Source organism: Lutibacter sp. (assembly GCF_040883305.1).
GTDB lineage: Bacteria > Bacteroidota > Bacteroidia > Flavobacteriales > Flavobacteriaceae > Lutibacter.
The window spans coordinates 1-7,508 of the sequence record NZ_JBFLKT010000426.1 but is presented as its reverse complement, the minus strand read 5'-3'; the positions used below and the strand labels follow the sequence as shown (position 1 = coordinate 7,508).

Below are 7,508 nucleotides of genomic sequence, written 5' to 3'. Positions count from 1 at the left end.
TAACTTTGTTTTCATTGTATAAATTTGAGTTTAGTTAATAAAAAAAAGCGCCAAAAGCGCTTTTTTTTGTTTAACCTATTTACTACTATTTTATTAATTTGCCCTCTTCCAACAGAATATCATAAACATAACCGTAACCAAAATCTTTTTCTAACGTAACTTTACCTTTAAAAGTTACAACATCACCTACTTTGGCTAACTCTTGAGTTGTAATAGTAATACTTTTTTTATCTGCAAATTGAGTTCCATCAGCAATATGCACCCAGTTTTTCTCCATTATTCCGTTATTTACTTTTATTACTTTTCCTTTTAAGATTACTTCTTTGCCAGCAAATGCTTTTTTATTAGATAGCAATTCATTTAAATGAATTCCGTTAGCAGCTTTTTCAATTTTCACAACTTCCTCAACTACATCTGCTATTGCATTTTGTGTGTGGTTATGACCATCATTTTGAGGCTTAGCCATAAGTTCTTCCGAGGTTCTAATTCCTTCAACAAAAATTATTTCTTCAAAAACTCTATTTAGTTGCTCACTTTTAAAGTCTTTCATAACCATTCCGCCATTATAATAATAAGTACCTCCTTCTTTCACATCCATAATTGGAATTGCCATCCAGTAACTTTCATTGTTTTCAGTTACATTTAAATAAGCGTAGGTTCCGCCTCCAATAAATTCATCAATCACAATTTTATGAACTGTAGTTTTTGAATCAGTTTGTGGTGTCTCAATTTTAGAATAATTACTTTTCTCTTTACAAGAAACTACCAGTAAAATACTGATAACAAGGACAATATAATTTATATTTTTTTTCATTTGAATTGATTTAATTTTAAATAAAAGTAACTAATATTACATGTAATAAATATGACATAAATCACCAATTAATAGGTGATAAATTATTGTTTCTTAAATAGTCATTCACTTTACTAAAATGCTTATTTCCAAACCAATATCCTCTATTTGCACTTAACGGTGAAGGATGTCCACTTGTTAAAACACAATGTTTAGAAGTATCAATTTTTAAACCCTTCTTTTTAGCAAAACCACCCCAAAGTAAAAAGACTACATGTTCGTGTTCTTTGGAAATTTTTGAAATAACCGCATCTGTAAATTCTTCCCATCCCTTTTTTTGATGAGATCCAGCATTATGAGCCTGAACGGATAAGGTTGCATTTAACATAAGTATCCCCTGTCGAGCCCAACGTTCCAAATTTCCACTTTTTGGATAAGGAATATTTAAATCGTTTTCTATTTCTTTAAAAATATTTATAAGAGAGGGCGGATGTTTAACACCTTCATTAACAGAAAAACACAAACCATGTGCTTGGCCAACATCATGATACGGATCCTGACCTATAATAACAACTTTTAAATCTTCTAAAGCACACAAATTAAAGGCTTCAAATAGTTTATTTTTAGGAGGAAAACACAAACTGGTTTCATATTCCTGTTTTACAAATGTTGTAAGCCCTTCAAAATAAGGCTTTTTAAACTCAGAATCTAATATTTCTCTCCAACTAGTAGCTATTTCAATTTTCATTACTTGAAGTCACGTTAAATTTATACTTTTGTAAACTGTGTCAAAAGTAGCACTTTTTATGAGTAACATTTCAGAAAAAACGTTAATAGATTTAGAATTTTTCACCATTTTACAATCGGTAAGTGAAAATTGTATTTCTGAATTAGGAAAAAATAGTGCTTTAAAAATTAGACCTTTTAATACAAAAGAAGTGCTAATTTCAGAACTGAATTTAGTGAATGAATACCTTTCTTCTTATCAGAATGATAACCGATTACCAAATCATTATTTTGATGATATTCAAAAGGAAATTCATTTATTAAATATTGAAAACAGTTATTTAGAACCTGCTTCCTTTTTAAAAATCTCTAATAATGTAACCACAATTTTTGAACTCTTAAAATTTTTAAAGAAGTTTAAAGTCATTTACCCTGCGCTGCATGTTTTCTCAGAAGAAATTGATTATCAAAAACTTATAATAGAAAACATCAACACAGTTATTACTCCGTTTGCTGAAGTAAATGAAAACGCATCGGCACTTTTAAAACAAATTAGAACTGAAATAAATTCTATACGCTCTAAAATTGGTTCAAGTTTTACAAAAGCACTTAGTCAGTATAGCAGCGCTGGTTATTTAGATGAAATTAGAGAGTCTGTAGTTGATAATCAACGTGTTTTGGCTGTACAAGCAATGTATAGAAGAAAGGTTAAAGGTAGCCTTTTAGGAAATTCAAAAACGGGAAGCATTGTTTATATTGCTCCGGAAGCAACATTGCAATTTAGTAGAGAATTACAAAATCTAGCTTACGAAGAACATCAGGAAATTGTACGCATTTTAAAGGAATTAACAAATAAAATTAGAGTATTTGTTCCCGATTTAATTGCTTACCAAAACTTTTTAACTAAGTTAGATGTAATTGGTGCAAAAGCTAAATATGCTAAAAAAATTGAAGCGTGTTTACCAAAAATCACAGCAGAAAAAAAGGTATTTTTACGAGACGCCTATCATCCAATTTTATTGCTAAAAAATAACGAAAAGAAATTAAAAACAATTCCGCAAACCTTAGAACTAAATAATAAGCAACAAATTATTGTTATTTCTGGTCCAAATGCTGGCGGTAAAAGTATTACATTAAAAACTATTGGTTTGTTACAAGTAATGTTGCAAAGCGGTATTCTAATTCCTGTACACGAACGTTCTTCAACTTATTTTTTCGACAAAATTCTAACAGATATTGGAGATAACCAATCTATTGAAAATCAACTAAGTACTTATAGTTATCGTTTAAAAAATATGCGTAGCTTTTTAAGAAGATGCAATGGAAGCACGCTATTTTTAATTGATGAATTTGGTACAGGAAGTGATCCTGAATTAGGAGGCGCTTTGGCAGAAATTTTTTTAGAAGAGTTTTATAATAAAAATGCGTACGGAATTATTACAACACACTATTCTAATTTAAAAGTATTAGCAAACGAACTGGAAAATGTTGCAAATGCTAATATGCAATTCAATGAAAAAACCTTAGAACCACTTTTTAAGTTATTTATTGGACAAGCTGGAAGTTCTTTTACTTTTGAGGTTGCACAAAAAAATGGAATTCCTTTTAGTTTAATAAACAAAGCAAAAAAACGAGTTGAAGGGGAAAAAGTACGATTAGATAAAACAATTTCCAGACTTCAAAAAGAGCGTAATATTCTTCAAAAGACTTCTGAAAGCTTAGAAAAAGAAAAAAATATTGCTGCTGAAAAAACTGGAGTTTTAACCGAAAAGCAGGAGAAAATTCAAGAAAAACTAGAAAGTTTTCAAACATTATACGATAGCAATCAGAAAATGTTGGCTTATGGAAGAAAAGTTAATGAACTATTAAACAAATACTTACAAACCAACAATAAAAAAGAACTGAACTTAGAATTTAATAATTGGGTGACTTCTGAAAAAACAAAACACCTTAAAAAGAATCCACCAAAACCTAAAACAAAGGCTCAAAAAAAACAAGTAAAAGTTGAACAGAAAACCGAAGAAAAAAAGTTAATTTCAACTGAAAAAGAAGTTTTAGTTGAAGTTGTTAAAGTTAGAGAACAAAAGAAAACTGAAGCTAAAAAAATCGCAAAACAAAAAGCAGACTATACTTTTAAAGTAAACGACAAAGTTCGATTAATTGACAGTAATGCTTGTGGAACTATTGATAAAATTGAAAAAAACAATGCCTTTATTAATTACGGTGTTTTTACTACCAAAACAACTCTTAATAAATTAGAATTGGTTGAATCTGCTAAGAAAAAATAAGGATTAATTTTAGATTGCTGTGTTCAGCGAAAATCAAAGTTTCCACGTTGTCAATGCCATAGAATACTATTATTTTTTGCTTGTCATACTTGAAGTCAGGTATATACACACATTGTAATTGGAGGTTTTTATTGAGTTTTATCTTTTTAATGAAGACTGGTTTGGATTCCTGTTTTCACAGGAATGACACAACACATAACATAACTAACAAATAATACTATTTAAAGTTTCTATACTTCGAAGTATCTTCAAAAATATGATTTAAAATCCTTTTTCCTTGTTCATCAAATTCTAATCCTTTTCGTGCAAAAACCAAAGATGCCGTTTCTATAGCTTTGGAAACTTGATACTCAGAAAAACCTGCTGCTCCACCCCAACTAAATGAAGGTATAAAGTTTCTTGGAAAATTACTACCGTAAATATTAGCACTTACGCCTACAACGGTACCTGTATTAAACATGGTATTTATTGCACATTTAGAATGGTCTCCCATCATTAAACCGCAAAATTGCAATCCCGTTTTAGTAAATCTTTCAGTTTCATAGCTCCATAATTTTACTTCTGCATAATTATTTTTTAGATTGGAATTGTTGGTTCCAGCACCTAAATTACACCACTCACCTAAAACAGAATTTCCTAAATAACCTTCGTGTCCTTTATTGGAAAATGCCATTAAAATACTATTTTTAATTTCGCCACCAACAGTACAATTTGGACCAACAGTTGTTGCTCCGTAAATTTTAGCACCCATTTTAACCACACTATCACTACCTAAACTAAAAGGACCTCTAATAGCAGAATCCTCCATAATTAAAGCGTCCTTACCAATATAAATTGGACCAGTACTTGCATTTAATGTAGCAAACAATATTTCTGCTCCTTCTTCAATAAAAATATCTTCTTTATTAAGATAATTAACTCCTTTTGGTATTGGTTGTGAATCTCTTCCTTCGGTAATTAAATCGAAGTCCAGTCTGATAGCTGTATCATTTAAAGAAAATAAATCCCACGTATTAGAAATTTGTAAAATCTCGTCTTTAAAATCGATTTTTTCGTAGTCTTCAAAATTAACTTCCTCTTGATTTTCGGTAGTAAAAAAAGCAATTACTTCATTATTTTTATAAACTGCCTGATTTTCTTTCAGTTCTCTTATAGTTTCAACCAATGAATTTGTTGGTAAAAACGAGGCGTTTATCATAACATTCTTCGCCATTTCTACCATTGGATATTTTTCTTCTAAATATTCTTCAGTTAAAGTAGTTGTGGTAAAACCCAAATGTTTTTCCCATTTTTGACGAATGGTAAGTATACCAATACGTAAATCCGCAACTGGTTTTGTGTAGGTAAAAGGCAATAATGCATTTCGCACAGAACCGTCATATAAAATATAATTCATTTTTCAAAATAATTTCGACAAAGGTACTGTAACTTTTTTTTTTGCCAAAAAAAATATGATTTTATAAAACGCTAATTTTTCTTAAATAAGTATCAATGTTATCTGCAGTATCAAAACAAGCACTTACAGAATTTATTTCTGAACAATACCTTGAATCAATTGCATGGTCCTTACAACCAATTGTGTTTATATCTATATTCTTAAAGTTTTTATCAATTGCAATACATTTATTGTATAATGTCGCAATAGTTTCATTTTGTGCTAATTCAACTTCGTTTTTAATTAAAAAACCTTTAAGATAGTTTTCAATTGCAAATTGTGCATTTTTACAAATTGAATACGTTACAATATCTTCAGAAGGTTTGAACAATTCGTTTTTTGCTAATTGTAAATTTTTTGTTGCTTCATTAAAAAAAGCCGATGATCTTGATTTCATAATACTATCTTTAATAGGTTAATAAAAAAAAGTGCCAGGTATTATAAATACCTAGCACTTTAAAATTAGTTTGGTTTATAAATTTTTATAAAGCTCTAATCGTTCCCATTGAACATCTACTTGTTCTTGGGCTCTATCTAATAATTCTTTTCCAAGTTCTGCATTTTCCTTTACAACTCTTGTAAAACGAGTTTCTGAATACATGAAGTCTTCTAAAGGAGCAGATGGTGCTTTTGAATCTAATCTAAATCTTTTTCCTTTAGCTGCTAAAGGATCAAATCTAAATAATGGCCAGTAACCAGTTTCAACAGCTTTTTCTTGGTGTTTAGCTCCATCTTTTAAATCGTAACCATGTTCACCACAATGTGAATAAGCTATTATTATTGATGGTCCTGGATACGCTTCCGCTTCTTGAATTGCTTTTAAAGTTTGATTATCTTTAGCTCCAATTGCAATTTGCGCTACATAAACATTTCCATAAGAAACCGCTTGTAAAGCCAAACTCTTCTTGTTGCTTTGCTTACCTTTCATTGCAAATTTTGCACTTGCTCCTAGAGGTGTAGCTTTTGAAGCTTGACCACCAGTATTAGAATACACTTCAGTATCCATTACTAAGATATTTACATTTTCACCAGATGCTAGTACGTGATCTACACCACCATAACCAATATCATAAGCCCAACCATCACCACCAAATATCCAAACTGCTTTTTTACGTAAGTATTCAGAAAGGTTTCTTAGTTTTTTAGCTTCATACGTATCAATTGTGTCTAAAATCTCGTTTAGTTCTGCAATATCTTTTAGTTTTTCAGCTTTTAAAGTTTCTGTATTTTCCGGACTCTCAATAATTTTATTTACCAATGTACTTCCAATAACACTTTCTAAAGATTTTAATAAGCTAACAGCTATTTCTTCTTTTTTAGTTAATGCTAATTTAATACCTAAACCAAACTCTGCATTGTCTTCAAATAATGAATTTGCCCAAGCTGGCCCTCTACCCTCTTTATTTGTTGTATATGGTGTTGTTGGTAAGTTTCCTCCATAAATAGAAGAACAACCTGTTGCATTAGCAATTACCATACTATCTCCATATAACTGAGTAATTAACTTAATGTATGGTGTCTCTCCACAACCAGAACAAGCTCCAGAGAACTCGAATAATGGTTCTAAGAATTGAGATCCTTTTACATTTGTAGTTACTAATTCAGTTCTATCATAATCTGGAAGGTCAATAAAATAATCCCAGTTTACGTTTTCAACTTTTTCAACCTCAGATTTTTTAGCCATATTAATAGCAAAAACACCTTCAACTTCTTTACTTTCAGCTGGACAAACAGCAACACAAAGGTCACATCCTGTACAATCTTCTGGAGAAACTTGTAAAACATAACTTTCTGTTTTACTGTCAAATGGTCTTCCTTTAGCTGGTACATGTTTTAAACCTGCTGGAGCATTTTCTAATATTTCATTTGAAACAACTTTTGCTCTAATAGCAGCATGCGGACAAATTGCAACACATTTATTACATTGTGTACAAAGATTTTCATCATCCCAAGTTGGAACAGCATCTGCAATACCTCGTTTTTCATATTGGGTTGTTCCAGTTGGGAACGTTCCATCAGCTGCAAATGCACTTACTGGAAGCGAATCTCCATTACCTGCTAATATTGTTCCTAAAATTTCTTTTACAAAATCATCTGCTTTATCAGTCATCATTGGCACTAAACCATCTTGGTTTGTTGTATGACGAGGATATTCAACTTTTTGTAAGTTTTCTAACGATTTATCAACCGCATTAAAGTTCATTTCAACAACACCTTCTCCTTTATGAGAATATGATTTTACAATTGCATCTTTAATTTTTTTGAT

General features: G+C 30.5%; 6 protein-coding genes. 1 reads left to right on the top strand and 5 read right to left on the bottom strand.

The genetic code is table 11. The features are described 5' to 3' along the window. Positions 1 to 85: 85 nt before the first annotated feature. Both AB1Z17_RS13835 and ung read right to left on the bottom strand, forming a co-directional pair. Positions 86 to 814, bottom strand: a complete 729-nt coding sequence (locus AB1Z17_RS13835) for a hypothetical protein (protein ID WP_368052357.1) — start codon at positions 812 to 814, stop codon at positions 86 to 88. Positions 815 to 875: 61 nt separating this feature from the next. Beyond that, a complete protein-coding gene (gene ung / locus AB1Z17_RS13830) occupies positions 876 to 1,541 on the bottom strand; it encodes a uracil-DNA glycosylase (RefSeq protein ID WP_368052356.1) in 666 nt (221 codons plus the stop codon). 58 nt (positions 1,542 to 1,599) lie between these two features. On the opposite strand from ung, the gene AB1Z17_RS13825 reads away from it, so the two are divergent. Next, positions 1,600 to 3,807 (top strand): DNA mismatch repair protein MutS, encoded by a 2,208-nt coding sequence (locus AB1Z17_RS13825; RefSeq protein WP_368052355.1) that lies wholly within the window; start codon positions 1,600 to 1,602, stop codon positions 3,805 to 3,807. Positions 3,808 to 4,024: 217 nt separating this feature from the next. Here AB1Z17_RS13825 and AB1Z17_RS13820 read toward each other — a convergent pair whose 3' ends face one another. The 3 genes from AB1Z17_RS13820 to AB1Z17_RS13810 form a co-directional block, all read right to left on the bottom strand. Next, positions 4,025 to 5,203, bottom strand: a complete 1,179-nt coding sequence (locus AB1Z17_RS13820; protein WP_368052354.1) for a GlmU family protein — start codon at positions 5,201 to 5,203, stop codon at positions 4,025 to 4,027. A gap of 61 nt (positions 5,204 to 5,264) precedes the next feature. Beyond that, positions 5,265 to 5,639 (bottom strand): HEPN domain-containing protein, encoded by a 375-nt coding sequence (locus AB1Z17_RS13815; protein WP_368052353.1) that lies wholly within the window; start codon positions 5,637 to 5,639, stop codon positions 5,265 to 5,267. A 75-nt stretch (positions 5,640 to 5,714) separates the two neighbouring features. After that, the coding region (locus AB1Z17_RS13810; RefSeq protein ID WP_368052352.1) for a 4Fe-4S dicluster domain-containing protein at positions 5,715 to 7,508 on the bottom strand (1,794 nt) is incomplete at its 5' end.

Excerpts from the sequence above, each read along its gene's own strand:
- AB1Z17_RS13820 (WP_368052354.1), bottom strand. The coding sequence starts at position 5,203 with ATGAATTATATTTTATATGACGGTTCTGTGCGAAATGCATTATTGCCT.
- AB1Z17_RS13835 (WP_368052357.1), bottom strand. The coding sequence starts at position 814 with ATGAAAAAAAATATAAATTATATTGTCCTTGTTATCAGTATTTTACTG.
- AB1Z17_RS13815 (WP_368052353.1), bottom strand. The coding sequence starts at position 5,639 with ATGAAATCAAGATCATCGGCTTTTTTTAATGAAGCAACAAAAAATTTA.
- AB1Z17_RS13825 (WP_368052355.1), top strand. The coding sequence starts at position 1,600 with ATGAGTAACATTTCAGAAAAAACGTTAATAGATTTAGAATTTTTCACC.
- ung (WP_368052356.1), bottom strand. The coding sequence starts at position 1,541 with ATGAAAATTGAAATAGCTACTAGTTGGAGAGAAATATTAGATTCTGAG.